This is a genomic window from Bradyrhizobium arachidis, from assembly GCF_015291705.1.
GTDB lineage: Bacteria > Pseudomonadota > Alphaproteobacteria > Rhizobiales > Xanthobacteraceae > Bradyrhizobium > Bradyrhizobium arachidis.
Genome location: NZ_CP030050.1, coordinates 3,975,567 through 3,995,828, shown reverse-complemented (window position 1 = coordinate 3,995,828; position 20,262 = coordinate 3,975,567). Strand labels below are relative to the sequence as shown.

The window sequence follows — 20,262 nt, the reverse complement described above, 5'->3', positions numbered from 1 at the left end:
CCAGTTCTCCGCCGGACTCCGAACCTGGCGCCGACAGGGCTACCTCCAATGATTTGGCGAGCCGATGGAATTTTCATTCGGTTTTGTCTTTCGAGCGCTAGAATGGGCCATCGCCGTCGCGGCTAACAGTGTTGGCCGCGACATATGATGCGGGGGACCGATGCAACGACCCGATCCTAATTCATTCGACCGCTACTTCAACATCGCAGAGAAAGGGATGGCCCGCGGGAATCACCGTTTCTATGTGAACTATCTATTTGACGGGATCGATTTCAAAGGCAAGACGATGCTCGATATCGGCGGAGGCGATGGGATGCTATCGTTTTACGCCGCATGTTCAGGAGCAGAAAAGGTCATCTGCCTTGAACCGGAGGTCGCGGGTTCGACCACTGGCGTGAACGCGGCATTCCAGCGCACAATCTCCCTCCTTGGCGAAAAAAACGTGCAACTGCTCCCTCGCCGCTTGCAGGAATATGACCCCGGCGATGGCACGTTCGACATTTTGCTCCTGCACGCATCCATCAATCACCTGGACGAAGATGCGTGCATCGGATTGGCTCGCGATCGCGAAGCGCAGCGCTCGTATGACCAATTGTTTGGCAAGCTTTCCTCGCTGGCCCGTCCCGGCGCAAAACTCATCATTGTCGACTGCGCTCGGCGGAACTTGTTTGGCGACCTGCGCCTAAACAATCCGTTCCTGCCTACGATAGAGTGGCACAAGCACCAGTCGCCACAGTTGTGGGCGCGGCATCTTGCTCAGGCCGGCTTCAACAATCCGATCATTCGATGGCATTCATTCAACACCTTGAGATCCGCCGGACGGCTGCTTCTTGGTAACAGCGTTGCCGCCTACTGCCTTACCAGCTCGTTCTGCCTCACCATGGAGAAACGGCGCGAGGCCTCGGCCGGTTCGCTGGCGCATGCCGGGTGATACGAGGTTTCTCTGTCACAAGCGGTCTCAACGCGAGACGTCTGGGACGCGCCAACCAGGCCTTCATCGGCCTCCCAAGCCATCGACACGCTGACTGTCATCGACATACGCGCAAGCGCGTAGGATCGAGTACGAGCGGTCGCAACTTTGAGCTGGATCTGCTCGACCTACGGCTTTCGGATCGCAAGATGGAGGTAGGGCTCATAAAAGGCGCTATCTATCCGCGGGCCATGGCGTCGCAGCCATCTTTCGAATGAGCGATCAAAAGCGAACCACTTTGCAAATTGGAGTAGATTGCCACGCTTCCAGCGATTCAAGCTACTGACCTGAAGCGCCGAAAGAGATCCCAACGCCAGCTCAAATTCATGGTAACTGGCGGCTCGGCCTGTTCTGGTCAAACGCAGGAGCGTTTCCGCTGTTATCGGTGGCCTCACTCTCTCATTGAAAGGGACGCGTGGACTGAGCCGTGAATAGTGCACGGCCAAGTCATCGGGCAGCCACATATAGAAGGGCAGCAACGAGGTATGTGAATCAAACCACCAAAGGCGGTTGGGAGTATCCATCACGATCAAATAGGCACCGCTGCGCAAGGAACGCCAGACTGACGAGAACGAATGCAGTTTTTCGTCGAGGGTCATATGTTCCACCGCTGCGAAAAATATAACAGCGTCGACTTCCGCTATTCGTTCTGCCGGAATCTCGGTAGCGTTCCCGTTTATCAGCTCAGCTTTAAGTCCGTAAATGGAAAGGCGCTCGTCGCCAACCGCTAGACTTCCCTTGTCAATGTCATACCCAATAACTTCGGCGCCTTGTTCGGCGAGGGCGATAGTTGAGCAACAAGTCCCGCACCCAATCTCGATAATCTTGGCGCCATCCAGACGAAACAGCGTATCGAGCCAGGGAACTACGGTTCTGCGATCTTCATGCGTGCGAGCAATAACATGGTCGTGCAGATCCTTCCTACCCGCCGGTGTGTCCCGATAACCTAGTGGATCACGAAAGTAGTGCGTTGCTAGAGCGGCTACGAGACGCTCCTGGCCAGAAGGTGAAAGAGGACGCTGGCGCACTCTCAAGCGTCGGCTTAGGTGGCGATACTTCAAAAAGCTGACAATCCGGTCGCGATCAAAGTAACCACTTCCAGTTCGTCCCACCGCAAGATTCGGAGCAAATTCTACGGACATGTTGCCGACTTTCAGCGTTTGATATCGATTATATCGTTGCGGTCCTCCGCGAACCTCAAGTCCAGAAAACACTAAAACCAGGGGAGCGTGACTTCCGGTCCTCTCGAGTTAGTCAGAACGCGAAACGGCAGCTTCGCGCTCCTCGCATGCGCCCCTGAGTGGTACGCGTTGACCCTCAGTCCCCTTTGTCACGCATCATAGTCTGCGTGGCGTCCATCAAGATCGTAGTCCGTACCGTTTCACCAATTCCACATCTGCCTTGTTCAGCACGACCCCGAGCATGATTTCATCCATATCGCTACAGATCTTTCGCGCACGCTCGACGACGCCGACATTCATACGCCCAGCGTCTACAACAAGGACCAAGGAATCCAACAAATGTGCCGCGGCACGAACATCCATGGAACTCGTTTCGGCCGGCAGATCGACAATGACGTATTCATAAGCGTCACGAAGGATCTGACAAAGCCTGCTGAGCTTCTCAGAAGCCAGAACATCGCTTGCGTAGATCGGTCGAGAGCTATTGCCGACTGGAAGAAAGGCCAGCTGTGATTTTGAATCAGTCCACGTCGCTTCAGATACCGAAGCCGCTCCTGTCATAACATCAAGAATGCCAGACGAAGCGGTCGGAGCTAATTCGGCCGAGAGTGATCGATTTCGCAGATTGCAGTCTAGCAGAATTACTCGAGCTCCAGCCTGGGCCATAAGCAACGCCAATGCCGCTGCAACGGTGGACTTTCCTTCGCTCGGTTGCATGGAAGTAATTCCAATAACCTGATTTCGCTCGCCGCCACGGTTCATCGCATCGATGGCTAGCTTGATCTCGAGTAACGACTCGGCAAATCGGGACTGTGGTGCATCCGTAACGGTCCAGATTGGACTCGCCGTGCGCACGATGTTTCGCGATCGTGGACGGTCCGCCAAGGAAGGACTGGTTGGAGCACGCATGGCGCTAGGCATTGGGTCTTTTCGCATCGACGTGACCGGGCCGCTGAGGCTCGCCGACTTCGTCGGCTTCTTTTGAGCTCGGCCAGAGAACACTGCGGTCAACTTCGTCCAAACGTCCCCCGACGTGACCGTTGGGACGGCTACGATGCATGCAAGTTGAAGTCCCTTCCAGGCCTCCCAGCTGGCACGCGTGCCTCGTTCCATCAGATCGCGCAGCAGTCCGACAGCGATGCCAAGAAGCGTCCCCACAACGATTGATGTTCCAAGCACAATCCTGGGTTTTGGCCAAGTGGCCCTCAAGGGAGGCGACGCTCCGCTAACGAGACTGGCCACAAGCACCGGCGAGGACAATTGTCGCGTGGCCTCCATCTTGCGCAGCACGAGGCGAAAATTGTCATAGGCGCTCTTGGATGATTCAGCAGCCGCGGCTAGTTCATCGATGGTAGCGGCCGACTCCCCTGCATCTTTCTTGTTTCTGCTGTAATCCTCAAATGCCTTTCTCGCCGCTGATGCTTGAGCGCTCAGTTCGCTCAATCGATCCTTGACCCATGTCTCATCTTGCAGGTCGGTCCTATCCAATTGATGGGTGATATATTTCTCTGCAACGGCGTTTAGGATCTGTGCCGCTCGATCCGGATCTCTGGATTCGAAGGTAAGCTCGACAAGATACGTGGGCCCGACGCGCTTGGCCGAAAGCCTGCGTTCAAACAACTCCACGGTACGGCGCACGGCGCTCGCTTTCGTTTCCGGCCTGCTCCAGCCAAGCATCCGGGATATCACGCCGCTACCATGGCCGGTCGCGAATTCAGGGTCTTCAGCAAGGCTGAGCTTCTCGATCACGGCAATAGCAATGCTGTCAGACTTCATGATTTCGATCTGACTTTGCACGATCGTCGCCACCGCGGCAGCGTCCGCAGTGGGCACCTTCGAGTCCACGATGAGCTGCGCCCTGGCAGTAAACGTGGGCACCGTGATGATGAGGTAAAGTATGGCAATGCCCATCGTTGCCAAACATGTCAGCGATATCATCAAAAGGCGTCGTCGTATGAAGGCTATCACTTCCGGCAAGGACACGATCGGTGCCGGACGAAATTCGGGCGGCGGCGTATTGTCTCGATTAACCCAGTTTTCCGTTGTTTGCTGCAGCATTTCCGTACCAACGCTGATAGTTGAGGCTCCGCGACGACAGCTAGCTCAAGTCCACAGGCGACTTAACAAAAGGGTCCGTAGTGGAAGATGCAGCAGAACGCGTCTCATCAACGCGCAACACAATGCATCAACCGGTGATAGACGACCGCTGCGAGAAGAGGCCGAAGGCACGATGGGCAACGAATTCGATAGCCGCCAGACTGAAGAGGCAAACGACCGGCCTATACCGACGCTTGCTGAGTTGGCCCTGCTGTCGTCGGCCGAGTGTGCCGGAAACCTGGTGGGAGCCAGCAAATTGAGGAGGGACGCATAACTCATTCCAATCATTGCACTCTACTCTACGGCCCAATCGCACGTCTCCGGTTGAATCAGTACATTCCGGGTCACTGGTTGGGAAAGGCAATAAATGGGTAATTACAATGGTCCGTTGAGCCGCGGCACTACCGGATTAGAGTCGCGGCAGCCGTCCGTTGCGCTCATCCCGAATTCAATGGGGCCGATGGGACGTGGACGATCCAACAGGGCTCCGATCAATCGAAACATGGGTACGAAGGCCTGCCCCCTAGCGTCGATGAGGGAACGGAACGTGGGTTTTTCCCGATCGCCCTTACCCCAGCGTCAGCAACGTTTGACGCATTGGCACCCGCCATCAAATTTGAAGGATTTTATCGTGGTGACCACGTCTGTACTGAAAGTTGCTTCCATGGCGATCTCCACACCGCGCAATTTTCTCAAGGTTAATGCCTTTGGCAGCAACCTCGGTTGTTGCATCAAATGGGCCTTGGTGGCTGTTGGCCTGACATTTTCGATCACTCACGCAAAGGCGGAATATCGCGTGAACGTCGGAGATGTACTGGAGGTCTCAGTCGCCGGTGTGCCCGACCTGCGGCAACGTGCTCCCGTTCAAATGGATGGGAACATTTCATTGGCGCTAGTAGGAACGCTTCCCGTGGCCGGCCTGCCCTTACCGCAGATCCGGGCCAAAATCGGAGCTGCGCTCGCCAGCAAGGTGTTTCGCCAGAGGAGCTCGGATGGTCGCGAGGTCGCGATCGTAATAGAAGCAGATGAGATCACGGCGACCGTGGCGGAGTACAGGCCGATATACATAAATGGAGACGTGTCGAGGCCGGGTGAATATCCTTATCGTCCGTCTATCACTGCACGCCAGCTCGTGGCCGTAGCAGGTGGCTACGACGTCCTTCGGATCAGAATGAATAACCCGTCTCTCGAGTCAGCGGACTTGAGAAGCCAGTATGGGTCGCTTTGGACAGAACTCGCCAAAGAACAGGCGCGCATGTGGCGCGTCAAGAGTGAGCTCGGAGAGGCAACGCAGCTCAACCCGGGCATTCTGACGGACGGGCCCGCAAGCCGATCGGCGATTTCCGAGATTCTCAATGCGGAACAGGAATATTTGAAGACGAAGCAGAGCGATTATCAGCAGGAGAAGGCGTACCTTCAACGCGGCGTTCGACAGGGAGATGACGAGGTTCGCGTGCTGTCGGAGCAACAGAAGAAGGATGACGAGGCACTCCAGACGGATCTCGACGATCTGCAAAAATCGACCGATCTGTACGGCAAGGGGGCGTTGATTAGCCCTCGAGTGACGGATGCGCGCCGCGCGGTTCTGGTGTCGTCAACCCGAAAGCTGCAGACTTCAGCGCAACTACTACAGGTCAAGAAGCTGCAGGACGAGTTTGTCAGAAGGCTGGCAAAGCTCGACGACCAGCGTAGGCTCGACCTGCTCCGAGAGCTGCAAGACTCCAGCGTCAAGCTCAATGAGATTCGCGAGAAGCTGCAGAGCGTCGGCGAGAAGCTTCAATACACCGCGATGGTTCGCTCGCAACTTCTACAAGGAGCCGGCAGCAAGCCGGACATTGCCATCATTAGGAAGGGCGAAAAGGGACCGGATCGAATCGTCGCGAGCGAAGACACCGAGTTGCAGCCGGGTGACGCGGTGGAGGTCACGCTGCGATACCAGGATCTTCCTGACCTGCCTTTCCGAAAAGTGGGCAGTTTAGGCGCCCCGTCGGCGACGGGCCGGACTGACGTGACCGCCGCTGATTCGCCGCGGGTCGGCGCTAGGTGATGAGGACCAGGGGGGATCGTGGGCACCAGCAGATCCGGCCTCAGCCTGGTCTATTCGACGAGATCTACGTTAAGCCGGCCATGGGCGACGACGGCTCCGCCCTTGACGCCGCGCTCCGGTTGGCGTCGCGCAGCGGCGGGGTAAAAGACGCCGGGATGCCGATTCCCTTCCTCGGCCCTGAGCACCGGCAAGCCGAAATCGACAAGGTTCTCACTGAACCCGATGGGCCTCGAACTTCCCTGCATGATCATGACCGCCGACGTTCGTCTTGAGCATGGCGCCGCGCGGCCTCCGATCAAGCACGTCAACGGCTCGGCCCGCGCGGATGCGCGCAGGCAATAGGGCAAAGCCGACAGGAACAACTCATGCCTCAGAAACTGCTTAAGTTCGCTGCTTGGGCCTGTCTGTGTGTCATTGCTTATTCGACCCTGTCGCCGCTAAGGGACAGACCAATTTTGACGTCGTCGAGTCTGGAGCATCTTGTAGCATTTGCCCTTCTCGGCATGGGCTTCTGCTTAGCATATCCCGGACGCACTCTTTCGGTCTTAACCATCGTATTGGGCAGCGCCGCGTTGCTTGAGCTTCTGCAATTGCTTACTCCGGATCGACACGCGCGAATCTTAGATGCACTCCAAAAAGTTGCTGGAGGCGCCGCAGGCGTTTTTGCCGGCAGCGCCGTCCTACGTTTCGAACGAGCACGTCTCTGGCTATCGCGCGACTCGACACCTGATCCACGTACTGAAATGCGCAACGAGGCTGTCCCGCGTCAGGCATCCAAACTGCACGATTGATCGACGCGCTGCCAAGCCGCCGTCTACGGCCGTTATCATGAGACCATCGCGGGTCTTGCGAAGCCAGCCGCGGCGAGTTCATTTCCCGTTCGGAGCCCACTACGATAATACCTCCCGATCGAGCGCCAGCTGAGATCTGCAAAACGGCCTTGGGACAGCGACGCCTCGCGATGGAGCCATTGCGCTGACATCGATGGTGGATTGGCACGTGCAGACAAAACTAGCGGCGCAGCGCCTCCAGCCGCGCTTTCGCCGCCTCGACTCCTGCAGAGCCGGCCGCGGCATAAAGGGCTTTCGCTTTGCTCGCATTGCCAAGCGTGCCGTAAGTTCCCCATTTCGCAAGAACTAATGGATCGTAGGTTTCTGCCAGCGCGAAGCTCGCCTGCGCGCTGCCCATCTCGACGGCGCGCTCGAGTACAAGCCGTGCCGCGCCTATATCGCCCTGCCGGAGCAGCGCGCTCGCCCGCGCAACCAACCCTGCGGCCGCCGCAGCCCGCTCGGAAGCAGGTTGAGCGACAGCGCTGGCAGGCGCCGCGAGTGTCTGCTCGACGATTGGAGCGGCCACTTCGATGGATTTGTCCGGAGCGATCGAACCGGTCGTCACGACGCCTAACGTAGCGCCATGCGCTTTGCGGGCCTGGATCTCATACGCGCCGATTGCGCTTTGCGACAGCGGGAGATTCCGAGCCTGCGCGTCTGCCCTTGCGCGCAATTGCCTCAACTCGGCAGCACCGGCTTCCGCTGCTTGCTTCTGCAGCAAGACTTCCTCGTTCGCCTTTGCCGCCCGCGCCGTCTGGGTCTCGCTATCCCGATGCGCTGCCGCGAGATCCTGCTCGAGCCGCGCGGACCGCTCACGCTCCTTTTGCAGGTCCGCCGCGCCGCTCTTCCCCGCTGTTATCAGCCGGGACATTTCCTCGGCTGTCTTGGTTACCAGCGCCGTCTTGGACGCGACGTCGCGGCGCGCTGCAGCCAGATCCCGTTCGAGCCGTGCGGACCGCTCGCGCTCCTTTTGCAGGTCCACGGCTGCGATCTTCCCCGCCGCTTGCAGCCGGGACGTCTCCTCACCTTCTTTCGCCACCAGCGCAGCCTTGGTCTCGACGTCGTGCCGCGCCGCCGCCAAGTCCTGCTCCAGCCTATCAGCCCGCTGCCGCGCCGACTGCAGCGACTCCTGCAATGCCGCCGCGCCGCTTTCAGCCGCCTGCCTGAGGTTCGCCGCTTCTTCTACGGATTTGCGGGACTGCGCCTCGTACGCGTAGATCGAGCTGGCCGCCAGGGAAAGGTCCCGCTCGAGCGCGTCGGCCTTCGCGCGCGATTGCTTCAGATCAGAAGCACCGGCTTCCACCGCCCGCTTCTGCCGCGAGACTTCCTCGCCTACCTTTGCAGCCAACGCAGTCTGCGCCTCGAGATCATGCCGTGCCGCCGCGAGCTCCTCCTCCAACCGCGCGGACCGCTCACGCTCCTTTTGCAGGTCCAGCGTGCCGCTCTCCCCTGCTGTTTTCAGCCGAGAGGACTCCTCGTCTCCTTTCGTCGCGAGCGCGGCCGCGGACTCCAAATCACGCCTCGCAGCCGCTAGATCCTGATCAAGCCGCGCGGACCGCTCGCGTTCCTGTCGCAGGGATGCCTGCAGCTTCGCCGCGTCGCTTTCGCTTGCTGCTTTCAGTCGGGAGGTTTCCTCACCCGCTTTCGTTGCGAGGGCGATCTGGGCCTCGAGACCGCGCCGCGTCGTCGCAAGATCCGCCTCCAACCGCGCGGACTTCTCGCGCTCCTGTTGCAGCTCGGCCTCGCCCCTATCCCCCGACTCCCTCAGGCGGGACGCTTCCTCGTCCGCTTTCGCCGCGACTGCGACCTGTGTCTTGATCTCTCGTCGCGCGGCCGCAAGGTCTTGCTCCAGACGTGCGAACCTGTCGCGCTCGTCTGGGCCGCGAAGCCACATCGCGCCGCCCGCAGCTGCCTGCTTGAGTTCGGCCAATTTTCCTCCAGCCTTGCGGGCTTGAGCCTCATAGGCGTCAATTGCGCTCCGCGCCAAAGAAAGGTCGTCTGCCGGCGCATCGGCCCTTGCGCACGATTGCCTTGGCCCGGCTGCGCCGCTCTCCCCCGCTCGCTTCAGCCGGGACACCTCCGCGTCAGCCTGTTTTGCGAGTGCAGTCTGGGCCTCGACGTCACGGCGCGCTGCCGCGAGATCCTGTTCCAGCCTTCCTGCCTGCTCACGCGCCTGTTGCAGGGCGTTCTGCAGCTCCGCACCGCCCTGCGCGGTCTGCTTCACCCTGGCAGCGTCTTCGAGCGCTTTCGTCGCCAGTGCCGCTTGAACTTCGACGTCGCGTCTTGCTGCCGCAAGATCCTGCTCCAACCACTCCGCCCGCCCGCGCTCCTGCTCGATACGCTGCAGCAGGCCAATATCAAGCCTTGCACTGGAGAGTTCACAGGACAGTCTCTCTCCCCAATGGGAATCCTGTTCCGGAGACTTTCCAATCTCGGTGGACGTTTCCTGCACAACCGGCGCCGATTTGTCTTTGCCGCCTCGGCCCGGTGGCACGGCTTCGGGATTGCTGTCCTGTGTCGCTCTCGGAGAATCGAGATTGCGAGCAGCCGTCACGTGTTGCGCATCTGCAGAGGGGCGCGCCGCATCGGGCGACGCTCGTGTTTCCGGCGCGCACGCCATTGCGAACATGGCGACGCTCGTCCACAAGAGCGCGGGTCGTCCCATCTTGAGCAGGTGGCTAGGCGACGAGCCTACACCTACATTCTCGAGGAGAACCGTGCGATCCACTGCAATTACCCATCGCATGGCGATACGATCTGTTGAGGTGCGGCATTATGCGCCCCGCCTCGGCGCGGAGCCTATAATCCGCATGGAGGACCCACCCGCCCCTTTCGGGTTAGGTTGTGGATCGCGGCTTTATGGGACCTGCTCTTCTCCTGCAGTTCCAACACGCGCACGTCCCCTCACTCCACCGCCTCCGCCTGGCGAACAATCGGGATGCCCTCTTTTTCGGCCTTGCGGATCCTTTCCTGGCCGTCCTCCATACGGGCCATTCATGCGTGGTGGCCACATCTGTTCGCGCCATGAACAAGTTCGAGCCCGTGTTTTCACCCCCCATCTTTTGACCCCAGAGAGGCAACGCGCAGGAGACGCTCGCCGTCTCGTTATCTTCATGGTGAAAGCCTCAGGTCGTTTGAAGGTCTGACGGCACGGCCGGACTCCAGCTAGCCTTCGGCGACGCAGGACATGGGCCCCGCGTCGTAACTATCGTTTGGCCGAAATACCCCCAAATTTCCAGGTCAACCTTCTGCAGAGGAGGGTTACTGTTAAGTGGCGCAGGATGGAGGGCTGACTGTTCCCGCCTCTCTGCACCATTTGCTAAAAATGATCGGCGGCTGAGCCAGGTTCGCTTAGTCCCAGTCCTGCATGGTGGATAAAGATGATCGACGAGCGGTTGGTGCGCCTGAAGGTATACAGTAACAACATCCATCGCTATCGCCGATTGCTCAGAGGCACGCTGACGGAGCAAGAGCGGCAATTCGTGGAAAGACGTCTAAGGGATGAACAGTTGGCGATGCAGAGCCTAACGGCGGACGGCCTGCCGCTAGACGACTCGAGATGTACATGAAAGAGGCTGCCCTCTGCGTGACCAATCCGTCGTTGCTTGGTTGGGCCGAACGCACCGTCAACAAGCTCGAGCAGGCGCGCTTCGCCCTCGGCTAACTTCCTGAGTACTGTTTCCGCCGTGCTGAGGATTCCAATGTTGCCCGACCGCGACGGAGCAGCAAACCTTCATCGGCCCACGCACGTCACGACGGCCCGGAAGAGAAGGCTTGCTCCCGGTTCCAATGCCGCCACTCCGGCAGCAACGAATGGGACGCTACAAGCGCAAGCGTCCCTTTAGATTTCGTCGGTATGCGCGAACGTCGATCCAGCTTTTGCTTTGGATTGTGCGCCACTTCAAAAGCCCAACAAAGAACGGAGCGGCTTCAGCCGCCGGACGATATCACCGTTGCGCGATTCGGGCCGCGAGATCTGGTCCGACATGCCTCCCACGAGTTCGCTTTTGGTAAGCGACAAGTCTAGCGACTGAGCCAAAACGAAAGAAAACGGCCCGCCGAGCTGAAATCGGCGGGTCTTCTAACGGCACTATTCGGGCCGCGAGCCAGAAAGGACGACCGTCTAGTGCGTCTTGGTCATTTCAATTTCCCAAGCGAGACGGTCGGCTTTGGTAGTCGGCCCTTGTTTTGCGTCAGCGCAGATCGCGAGCACCATCGCCACGAGCCGCGATTTGAACTTACCGAGTGCAGTGGCACCGTCCTGCAAATGAGCTTCAGGGGCCGCTGTTATTCCCGATCCGATGGTTGGTGCCGTAGGTCTCGAGCAAAAGTTCGGATTTGGGACACATCGAGGGGCGGACACTCGGGATCTCACCCGACCCAGTCCCCTGGGAGGGGCTTGTTGCCCCTGCCCGCCCTGAAGAGGTCCCGTCCCCTCCAGCTCTCACGGCTTCACGTAGGCCCATCCCTTTTCCTGCAACTCCATCACGCGCACAACGCCCGATTTCACGACGTCCGCCCCCTTGATGATCGGTATGGACTTGTTCTCCGCCTTTTGCATCCTCTCCTGGGTGTTAGCGCATGCCTTGAACGACACTTCAGGCGAGCTGAGGGCCATCTCCTCGATTCGAGCTTTCACCGGCGAGGTATCGTCGCGCAGCATGTGCAGGCCAGGGCCGAACGTAATCACCTCGATTTTCACCTTTTCCCCAATACCCCTGTAGTATTCGGTCACGTTCGCTGCGTTGTTGAGGGTGAGGTTCATGGCAGCGGGATCATTGGTATTTACCTGCAGGACCAGATGATGCTCCTTTTTCGGGGCGACCGGATTGTGCATGCGCGCAAACGCAGATCGCCTGCTTGTTTCGGCCGCAGCCCGCGACTTCCGAAACTTCTGGGCTTCCGGCGCCCGCTCAGTCGCAGGCTGCGTATTCATTGTCCAATAGTTATGCTGGGCCGCCGCGAATGATGTAAAGGCCAACCCCGCGATGGTACCCACCACGATCAATTTTGTCACATATTCAAGATTACGCACTGTACTCTCCATCTAATCAACGAGCGCCATTCTCAACTGCCGGCCTTGCGACCGAGCGCGGCCATTTACAAATCGCGGCCATCCTCGCGCGCATCGTGTCCAATCCTGAGAGCGAGAATGTTGCCTCGTGAGCAACTCCGGCAGGGGATGAAAGGCGGACCATGAGGTCCGCATTATTCGGGAGCGAGTGCAGCAAGCCAACAATATCGCCCGCAATGGCGACACCAGAACCAAAGGTCGGCACGATGGCCGCGACCTGCACTGGCTGGCCGCCATTGATACGATAGGAGATCAAGTAGTGGTCGCCCGCGCCGGAAATGCCGTTTCCCGCAAAGGACATTTCTGTTCGTCCGGCGCGGCACCGAATCGATAGCTTCATCGACGGCTCGGCTGAACCGGCGCGCGGTGATGCCGTCGCCGTAACGATTGGGGAATAATCGACGGGCGAGGTCGTCTCACTGATCATCCAGTTATCGGCTCTCGAGGCCTCGGAACGGGACGGCGCGGGCGTCTGCGATAGTTTGTCGAAGCACTCCAGACGCGCCTCACGTCCCATCTGAGAACACGCACGAAGCTGCGCCATGGGATCCTCCATTCCTTGTGCCAGGGCAACCCCGTTGATGACGGCAGTTGCAATAAGGAATGGAGCGGCGATCCTGGTCATTGCGATGCCTGTGTCGTGCGTGGCTGACGATCGATCCACGCCTGGGCGGAAGGAAAGCGCGTGAGACCCGGCACTGTCGCTCCGAGGTTGATTGATCTCCACTTCGCGTCAAAGCCCGGTCCCTGCAACTTGTCGATCCGCGAGAACAGATAATCGACGAAACGTTCAACGCGCTGGAACCGGTTGGAGTTGGCCGGCCAATTGAATGCAACGAGCGCGGTGGGTACAGCGATCGTGGCCACGCGTTCACCCTGCTTGATCAGATTTGGGTAATCGGCGGCGTCGAGGGTCGCGGGAAGATAATAATCCTCGAACTTGCTCTCATACGGGACGGAGAGAAACTTGAAGCCCGGCTCAAATCGGCCTTTCACAAATGCGTCGACCGGCTTCGATGTAATGAAAACTACGGCGGCGAACTCGCCTTTGCGCATCTGCTCAAGGGCGATTTGATGCGGAATGAAGGTCTTCTCTACCTCGATGCCGAGGCGACTGAAGATCAGCGGTCCGGAATAGGCCGCAGCGGTCCCCTGGCTGTTGAAATTCACCTTCTTGCCAGCGAGGTCGCTCAGATTTTGAATCTCCGGTCGAACGAAGATCTGCAGTTCAGACGGGAACAGGCGCAAGACGTAGGCAATTCGTCGCTGGATGTCCGGCACCTGGCTCTTGTATTCCTCAAGCGCGTCGGAATTGATGATCGCTGCGTCAATCCCCCGTAGGTACAGCAGCGAATTAAGGTTTTCCGTGGCGCCACGTGTCACCACAGGCAGAACGTGCAGATTGTCGCCATCATCGACAACACGGGCCATCTCGGCGGCCAAGCGGATCGGCGCCCCCTCGAGAAGTCCACCGGCGAGGCCGACCGTCCAGGCGTTCATTGCCAGAACTTCTGGCTTGAGCGGAGATGCTGCTGTCCGGGCCGGGCTCGCGCTGTGAGACCGTGCACGCTGCTGGCGCGCATCCGACGGAGAGGGCCCGAGGGCCAGGAGCACCGGCACGAGTGCAACAAGCAAGAAACGCGCGCGCAATTTGATAGACCTATTCATCAACCAACTCCCTTGTACAATACGACCCTCCTAGCGATTTCGTTCGTGTCACGGAGACCGCTCTAGCGACGCTAGCGCTTCGAATCGCGCTTCGCCCGTATGGAGGGAATTATTCGCAGTATTATTGGCTGCCTGTGCGCTTCGTCACGAGAGACCGGCGCATCGGAAGGAAAAATCGCTACGAGAGCAGTCGCAAACCGCAACGGAGCCACCAGATGTCTCGTCATCCGGTGAGGAAATGACACTCGATCCGAGCGAAGGCGCGAGTAGGCTACCCCACGAGAGCTGTCGTCGTTGCGAGTGACGATGCTTTCATGCCTCGGCGCGTCCATTATCACCTGTCGCATGGTGATACCGCCCATCGTGATGCGGCATACTAGGCGACCCCGCTAGCGGATGCTATGCCTCGCATGGGTGACCCTCACCTACCCCCTTTGGGTTGCTGAAGGTGCCGCTCGACCCAGCATTTGGCGAAGCGCGCCCGCGCGGCCGATCATCGCAAGCAAGCCTTGGCGGAATGGCTGGAAGCCCAGGACGTGCGTGACGGCAATGGTGGCGAGATGGCGTAGCGGCAGAAGCCGTGCCCCCGCTAATGTTCATGAACGGCGCCGGCGACCTGGACCAGAAGCGCCACCAAGACCTGTACGATACTCTGCAATATCCGCCGTGAGTCATCTGCGGAGATGGCTACGACGATCATGAGGTCAGCTCGGGTCAATACCGGAAGTCCCCAAGAAATCTGATTGAGCGATGCGGCGGTGAATCGATCGTGATGAGATCGTCCGACTCAAGTTTCGAGTCTCACGGTGTGTCACCGATTTTCTCCCCGTGAGAAAACATTGGCGACGCGTGCTGTTCAATGGCAGAGGGTGCACCATCAACCAGAGCATCGATCCTTTGCCGCAGATGATCAACCAGCCGTGCCGCACCGACGCTCAGGCAGCCCTGATGTCCCCAAGGCACCTGGACGACTTCCAATCGAGAACTGAGACGCCGCCATCCCTGACCATCGTGTTCGGCGGCGTAGAAAACCACGGGGACGTCGAGCGGGGCCGGAAGATATCGCGCCATCGCGAAGGAATAGGCGTCCCACAGCGGCCGTGGAACTTCGGAGTTGGCGATTACAATCGGCTTGCTCGCCGAACGCTTGGCGTACCGCTCCAACTGTGCCATTAGCTCAAAGATTTGGCGCAAGACGCGACTTGGAACCAGGGGCTTCATCAGCGCGACGATCGCTCGCGTCAGCGCACGGGCATTAACGGTCGGTGGGTCGACCATCGCAACCATTTGAACCTTGTGTCCAGCAGCCATCAGCTGGCGCGCTGTTTCGAACGCCACCATTGCGCCGTTACATTTTCCGCCCAGGAAGAAAGGGCCATGAGCTTGCTGTTTCAGGATAAGCGGCAGGTGGTCGGCGGCCATCTGCTCGATCGAGGGCGGGACAGACTCTCCACGAAGACCTTGCGGATTGATGGAGATGATCGGATGATCGGGACCGAGCAGCTCAACCATCCGCCGCACGCTCGCGTGTCCTCTTACGAGGTCTCCATTGAAGAAGTGCAAGGGGTGTCGATTCCCGCCGGCGTGAAAGTGGATGAACGACGTCGCTTGGGTGTCGATTTGCGTGTCAATCTTTCGGACGAGTTGCCGGACGGTTTCCGCGCCGAACAGGATCTTTTCCGGTACGGCTTGGCCGATCAGCTGTTCGAGCTGAATCAGCATCTCCATTGCGAGCAGTGAGTCACCTCCGCTTGCGAAGAAATCATCGTCGAGTGTAACGGCATCGGACTTGAGCAACTTCCGCCATAGCGTTAGCAATTCGCCTTCCAGGTCCAGCGCCCCCTGGCGCACAACAGGCGCAGGCATTGTCCCCTGATGATCTGGCAGGTCGCGGAGCGACTGACGCAGCTGTCCGCGCAGCACTTTTCCCGTCGGGCCCCTTGGCAGCTGGTCGAGGATCACAATGCGCCGCGGAACCTTGAAAGATGCCAACTCACGTTGCAAGAACTCGCGAAGCTCCGCAGGTGTCGTAAGCGTCCCATGTCGAGCAATGATCGCGGCCGCGACGTCCTCGCCAAGACGTGGATGAGGAATGGCAAAGGCGGCAGCCTCGGCTACCGCCGGATGGCGCAGCAACGCAGATTCGATCTCCGCAGGGGCAATCTTCTCACCGCCGCGATTGATCATCTCGCTTAGGCGGCCATGCAAGGAAAGAAAGCCGTCTTCGTCAAGGCTGCCAATATCGCCCGTGCGAAACCAACCATCTACGAAAGCAGCTTGATTGAGTGCCGGCAGATCGAAATAGCCGGAGAACACCGTCGGGCCACGAACCCAGATCTCGCCGCGCTCGCCCGCTGTTAGGAAATGTCCATCCTCGTTAACGACGGCCAGAGTATCAGGCCAAGGTTGGCCGCAAGTTCCTGGCCTATTCGCGCCAGGCGGCGGCAGATTGGCTGCGATCTGCGCTGCCTCGCTGGAGCCGTAATGCTCCAGCACAGGCACGCCCAAGATCCGCTGCAGGCCATCTTGTACGTCTGTCGGCAGCGGCGCGCCGCCCGATACGACGAACCGTAAGGTGTGCGCCGCCTGCACATCCTCGATACTTCTTGCTTTGTCCAGAACTGCAGCGTGAAGCGTGGGCCCTGCCGAGTACCAGGTCGCCCGAAGGGCATCGAACCACTCATCGAGCGCCACGATGGCGTAGTTCGCCGGGACCGCAATGCTGCCGCCGGTCAGGAGCGGTGTGAAGACAGTTACTTTAAGCCCATGAGAATAGAAAGGGGGCGACACGCTCAGGCAACGGTCCTGGGGCGTGAGGCCGAACCAGGCCTGAAGACGGGTGGCCGCCGCCAGCATATTGCTGTGGCTGAACGGAATGAGCTTTGGCTGCGCGGTCGTGCCTGACGTCTGCAGGATGAAGGCGGGCGAGCGTGGACTAGGTTCAGCGTCGATCGCAGGGGAGTCGGCTGCCCGCACGGCGACATGGAATCCAAGCTGGCGGTGTCCGACCGGGACGGCTTCGATGATGGCAATCCCGCTCCGATCAGCGGCTTGCCGAGCTTCAGAACTACAGTCCTGCGGCACCAGAAGAGCGCTCAGGCGCAGCATGTCGATGCGCTGGTCGATCTCTGCAGGGGACAGCCGCGGATCAAGAGGAACTGCGATGCTGCAGCAGGCGACTGCCACGATGGCAAGAACCGCCTCCGGACCGCTCGGCATGAGCACCCCGATCCGGGCGCTGCAATCGAACCCACCCAAACGCAACTGCCCGCGGATATCGTTCAACCGGCGCTGAAGATCGCCGTACGTCAGCGGTGCAAACGTGGTGGAGACGATCGCAGGTCGGTGGGGGTACCGGCTGGCAGTCCGACCAATGGCTTGGCCCAGAGTGTTTTGCGCTTCGGCTTCTGTGCCATCAGAGGAGAACGAGATTCTCTTGGAGCAATTCACACGAGGCGACTTCGCGGTCTCTCGGAGCAAGTCTTTCACAGAAGCCTCTACCACCTCAGGCGGCCAGATAAGGCCACCGCAATTGCCCGTCGCAAAGATTACGCTCGCTCTCCCCCAGATCAGACAACTGGCAATGATGAGTACCCCGGAAAGACAAGCGAATTTCGCCTATGTTATTTCCTTTTTTGACAGATCGCCTTTTGGGTCACTAGCGGACCTCGGCTTCACTCGCGCTGCGTGTGAGGAATTGCTCCACGAAGTTGTCGAGCACAATGGCGGCCGGATCGTCCCCGAGAACACGAGCCTTGATATGGCTGGCCAAGCGAGCGATGTGCTTGGCCAATTGTCGCGTTTATTGGAAACTCGGGAGTCTGGCCGATCCCATGTCCTTCAGACCACTATCTTCGTCACGAAGCTTAGTGAGAAGGCCGCATTGAATGCGGCTTGGAAGCATTCTTCGCTGAGGCTGCTCTTCCTGCACGGGCGGTCGTCGGAGTCGCTGACCAGCCCCGGCGTCAAACTCGAGATGACCGCAATCGCGACCTGCCGAGCTTCGGCCTAGAGGCACGCTTCGGAAGACCGTCGAGATCTTCCAAGCCCCTTACTCTTAAGTCGGGGCGGGAACGTCGCCTTCCGCAAGCATGCGTCTGCCGTGGCCGAGATCAGTGTTCCTTTTGTCGAGCCGCAAGCGAGGCGTGCCGGGGGCGCTCGCACCAGTTGAAAATTGCACAGAATATCAACCATTAGGCGACCAGACGATCCAAACTCGAACTGCTCATTAAGATCGGATCTCAAGGTCCTTGAATGGAGCATTCCCGGCAGCTCATGCCGACATCGCTGACATCGAGGTGACCTCGTCGAGGAAAAAGACGATAAGGTCAGCCGCTTGGCGTTAAAGGCCTGGGCGAGATCGGGATCGTGGGTACGGCGGCAGCCGTCGCCAATGCAATTTTCAATGCGACGGGACGGTGTGTGCGCGACTTTCTGATCACGCCGGACAGGCTGATCGCCGACGCCTGAGGCCTAACAATGTGCCGGCCTTGATGGAGCGGCATCGGGCGTGCCATCGGGATGGAGCCCCCGCGAGCCCCAGCGTTAAGCCGGGTCGCTCTTCGTTCCGTTCGGGCTTGGGCCTTGTCACTTGGACCCCCGGATGCTGCCCGTATTTAAGCCCAGTGTCCTAAGTTGAATCCGGCAGTGTCCAAATTTGCTTTCGGGACTTCCCCGGAAATCTCTGGTTCTAACCCCAATGACTTATGGAACTAACCGGCCCGGCAAGGCATCTATTCGGTGCCTCCAGCCGAAAGGTTACCCCCCCAACTGCTGGTGGAAAACTCGCGTCGGGCGAGTTGGCGGCCCCCACTTGGGGCCGTTTAAAATTCTAGCGCATGCAATTGCGGTGCTGCCGATCTGCGGACCATTGGGACGGAGAAGTGCACCGAAAATCTGGCACCACGCCGACTCAATTGCTTCGATGCCAAGGGCGGACAGCAAGCAAACCGGACGAATTGTTTGCCGGCGGATTACTCCCAAGGACGGAGGTTCTCATCGGCGCCTTTCCGTTGTTCAGTACCAAGTAGTGCCGTTGGGCGATTGAATTCATTGCAGGCCGGCTTCGGCCATGAATTGGTATTGTGGCACCGAAAATCGATTTTGTTGCTGAGCGAGCTGCGAAATTGCGGAGGAAAAGGTCTTAGACGCCGGGCTCCATTGGTTCTTCAGTACCGTCGGTCGAAGAAGTCTTCGTGCCGAGCGAACAGTCGAATATGCCCGTCCAATGCGCCCGTCCGTCTAGCGCCACGCTGTTGCGATCGTTCGAGCAGAATTGGGCACGCGCCGCCGAGGATTCCATGTCGCGATCGGCCGAAATCCAGCTCAAGTTTCCACCGGGCTCACGAATTCAGGTAAGGCCGGCCGCCGGTCCTCGCTTAGCTGGAAGGACCGGGACTGTGATTGGGGCCGGATACTATCCCAAGAGCCTTCGCTTGATCTTGGACGGATCGAAGGGACCAATCACCCTTCATATGAACTTCGTGGCAATGGTCGACACATGAAGCGACCGCGGCTGGGGCGGTGGCGCTCTTCGACGAGTGGCACGTTTGGAGTTACCCCAGAAGTATAGTTGGCCTCTCATCCAGAGAGAGGCCGCTTTTTTGGCGGATTTCAGCCAATCTGTTGATGGTTGTTCCTTGCTTGGGGCGGGTCCTTTAATTTGGAGCCTGCGATGTTCAAGCAAGTAGTTTCCGCGTGCTGCTTCGTTGCAATCACCTCCCTCAATTCGGACGCGCGACCATATCAAGTAGATCGCGCCTCCGAATGCAATATCACCATGCCTTGTGATTTCACATACTACTCGCAAACCTTGACCCAGCGAACGGTGTTACGGCGCTCATCGCGGACACACCGGTTGGATCAACTCGCCGCGCTCAATACCCCCACCAGCAGTACTCCCTCCAGCAATCGAATTGTTGGCGGCCGCCCCGCGGGTTGCCCCTCTGCGTTCTGCGGTTGTGGCGCCGCGCTACGGGTGTTTGGCCGCATCGTGCCGGAATTGAACCTCGCGGCAAACTGGCTGCGGTTTCCGCGCACATCACCGGCTCCCGGCATGGTCGCCGCAAGGCGCGGGCACGTTTTCGTCCTCGAGCAACATGTCGGGGGCGACGTTTGGATGGCATACGACGCCAACTCAGGCGGACACACAACGCGAATACACGCGCGTTCATTGAGAGGGTACACCGTTGTGAACCCGCGCGGCGCGGAGATATGAATAGAGCCTTCATCGGCAACTCAGACGAAGAATACTTCCGCCGGGAGTGAACAAAGGCATGCTTTCGTCAGACTGATCCTGCCCAATACTTCTGTTAGCTCAGTGCATTCACATTTTTCGCGAAGAAATTGGCTAAAGCTGCTGGCGGCGCCGACAGGTTTGCCGCCAGCAGGCCCAC

Annotated in this window: 12 protein-coding genes and 1 pseudogene; 6 read left to right on the top strand and 7 right to left on the bottom strand. The window is 59.1% G+C overall.

Annotated features, from left to right (window positions below):
• The first annotated feature begins 160 nt into the window (after positions 1–160).
• On the top strand, positions 161–931 hold the full coding sequence (locus WN72_RS18380) for a class I SAM-dependent methyltransferase (protein ID WP_028146331.1): 771 nt from the start codon (positions 161–163) through the stop codon (positions 929–931).
• 167 nt (positions 932–1,098) lie between these two features.
• On the opposite strand, the gene WN72_RS18375 is transcribed toward WN72_RS18380, so the two are convergent.
• Together WN72_RS18375 and WN72_RS18370 are read right to left on the bottom strand one after the other, a co-directional pair.
• Positions 1,099–2,112, bottom strand: coding sequence for a class I SAM-dependent methyltransferase (locus WN72_RS18375; RefSeq protein ID WP_092217411.1), 1,014 nt, complete (start codon positions 2,110–2,112; stop codon positions 1,099–1,101).
• Positions 2,113–2,328: 216 nt separating this feature from the next.
• Entirely contained in the window at positions 2,329–4,209 is a 1,881-nt protein-coding gene (locus WN72_RS18370; RefSeq protein WP_084334280.1) for a Wzz/FepE/Etk N-terminal domain-containing protein, read from the bottom strand.
• Positions 4,210–4,879: 670 nt separating this feature from the next.
• On the opposite strand from WN72_RS18370, the gene WN72_RS18365 reads away from it, so the two are divergent.
• On the top strand, positions 4,880–6,295 hold the full coding sequence (locus WN72_RS18365) for a polysaccharide biosynthesis/export family protein (protein ID WP_245003235.1): 1,416 nt from the start codon (positions 4,880–4,882) through the stop codon (positions 6,293–6,295).
• Positions 6,296–6,660: 365 nt separating this feature from the next.
• Positions 6,661–7,086 carry a VanZ family protein gene (locus tag WN72_RS18355; RefSeq protein ID WP_143130663.1) on the top strand — a complete coding sequence of 142 codons (426 nt, stop codon included), beginning with the start codon at positions 6,661–6,663 and terminating at the stop codon, positions 7,084–7,086.
• Between the two features lie 220 nt (positions 7,087–7,306).
• Here the strand turns inward: WN72_RS18355 and WN72_RS18350 are convergent, their stop codons facing one another.
• The 5 genes from WN72_RS18350 to WN72_RS18330 all read right to left on the bottom strand — a co-directional run bounded on the left by WN72_RS18350 (position 7,307) and on the right by WN72_RS18330 (position 17,356).
• Complete coding sequence (locus tag WN72_RS18350; RefSeq protein ID WP_143130664.1) at positions 7,307–9,754, bottom strand: coiled-coil domain-containing protein; 2,448 nt, start codon at positions 9,752–9,754, stop codon at positions 7,307–7,309.
• A gap of 1,815 nt (positions 9,755–11,569) precedes the next feature.
• Positions 11,570–12,160 (bottom strand): DsrE family protein, encoded by a 591-nt coding sequence (locus tag WN72_RS18345; RefSeq protein ID WP_244553816.1) that lies wholly within the window; start codon positions 12,158–12,160, stop codon positions 11,570–11,572.
• A gap of 16 nt (positions 12,161–12,176) precedes the next feature.
• A complete protein-coding gene (locus tag WN72_RS18340; RefSeq protein WP_028146332.1) occupies positions 12,177–12,824 on the bottom strand; it encodes a hypothetical protein in 648 nt (215 codons plus the stop codon).
• Positions 12,821–13,867 carry a TAXI family TRAP transporter solute-binding subunit gene (locus WN72_RS18335; RefSeq protein ID WP_092217414.1) on the bottom strand — a complete coding sequence of 349 codons (1,047 nt, stop codon included), beginning with the start codon at positions 13,865–13,867 and terminating at the stop codon, positions 12,821–12,823. Before WN72_RS18335 ends, WN72_RS18340 begins: the two co-directional genes overlap by 4 nt.
• 801 nt (positions 13,868–14,668) lie before the next feature.
• Positions 14,669–17,356 carry an AMP-binding protein gene (locus tag WN72_RS18330; RefSeq protein WP_244553817.1) on the bottom strand — a complete coding sequence of 896 codons (2,688 nt, stop codon included), beginning with the start codon at positions 17,354–17,356 and terminating at the stop codon, positions 14,669–14,671.
• Positions 17,357–17,450: 94 nt separating this feature from the next.
• Here WN72_RS18330 and WN72_RS18325 point away from each other — a divergent pair, with 94 nt between their 5' ends.
• The 3 genes and pseudogenes from WN72_RS18325 (at position 17,451) to WN72_RS47850 (ending at position 20,084) form a co-directional block, all read left to right on the top strand.
• Positions 17,451–17,879 carry a Rid family hydrolase gene (locus WN72_RS18325; protein ID WP_347337486.1) on the top strand — a complete coding sequence of 143 codons (429 nt, stop codon included), beginning with the start codon at positions 17,451–17,453 and terminating at the stop codon, positions 17,877–17,879.
• A 262-nt stretch (positions 17,880–18,141) separates the two neighbouring features.
• Positions 18,142–18,337 (top strand): annotated as a pseudogene (locus WN72_RS47855) (hypothetical protein); the annotation flags it as partial.
• Positions 18,338–19,541: 1,204 nt separating this feature from the next.
• Positions 19,542–20,084: a hypothetical protein gene (locus WN72_RS47850; protein WP_244553818.1), complete on the top strand. Its 543-nt coding sequence runs from the start codon at positions 19,542–19,544 to the stop codon at positions 20,082–20,084.
• The last annotated feature ends 178 nt before the right edge of the window (positions 20,085–20,262 follow it).

What these genes read in the sequence shown, in the direction of transcription:
- WN72_RS18325 (WP_347337486.1), top strand. Translation starts at nt 17,451, where the DNA reads ATGATGAGTACCCCGGAAAGACAAGCGAATTTCGCCTATGTTATTTCC.
- WN72_RS18380 (WP_028146331.1), top strand. Translation starts at nt 161, where the DNA reads ATGCAACGACCCGATCCTAATTCATTCGACCGCTACTTCAACATCGCA.
- WN72_RS18340 (WP_028146332.1), bottom strand. Translation starts at nt 12,824, where the DNA reads ATGACCAGGATCGCCGCTCCATTCCTTATTGCAACTGCCGTCATCAAC.
- WN72_RS18335 (WP_092217414.1), bottom strand. Translation starts at nt 13,867, where the DNA reads ATGAATAGGTCTATCAAATTGCGCGCGCGTTTCTTGCTTGTTGCACTC.
- WN72_RS18350 (WP_143130664.1), bottom strand. Translation starts at nt 9,754, where the DNA reads ATGTTCGCAATGGCGTGCGCGCCGGAAACACGAGCGTCGCCCGATGCG.
- WN72_RS47850 (WP_244553818.1), top strand. Translation starts at nt 19,542, where the DNA reads ATGTTCAAGCAAGTAGTTTCCGCGTGCTGCTTCGTTGCAATCACCTCC.
- WN72_RS18375 (WP_092217411.1), bottom strand. Translation starts at nt 2,112, where the DNA reads ATGTCCGTAGAATTTGCTCCGAATCTTGCGGTGGGACGAACTGGAAGT.
- WN72_RS18370 (WP_084334280.1), bottom strand. Translation starts at nt 4,209, where the DNA reads ATGCTGCAGCAAACAACGGAAAACTGGGTTAATCGAGACAATACGCCG.
- WN72_RS18355 (WP_143130663.1), top strand. Translation starts at nt 6,661, where the DNA reads ATGCCTCAGAAACTGCTTAAGTTCGCTGCTTGGGCCTGTCTGTGTGTC.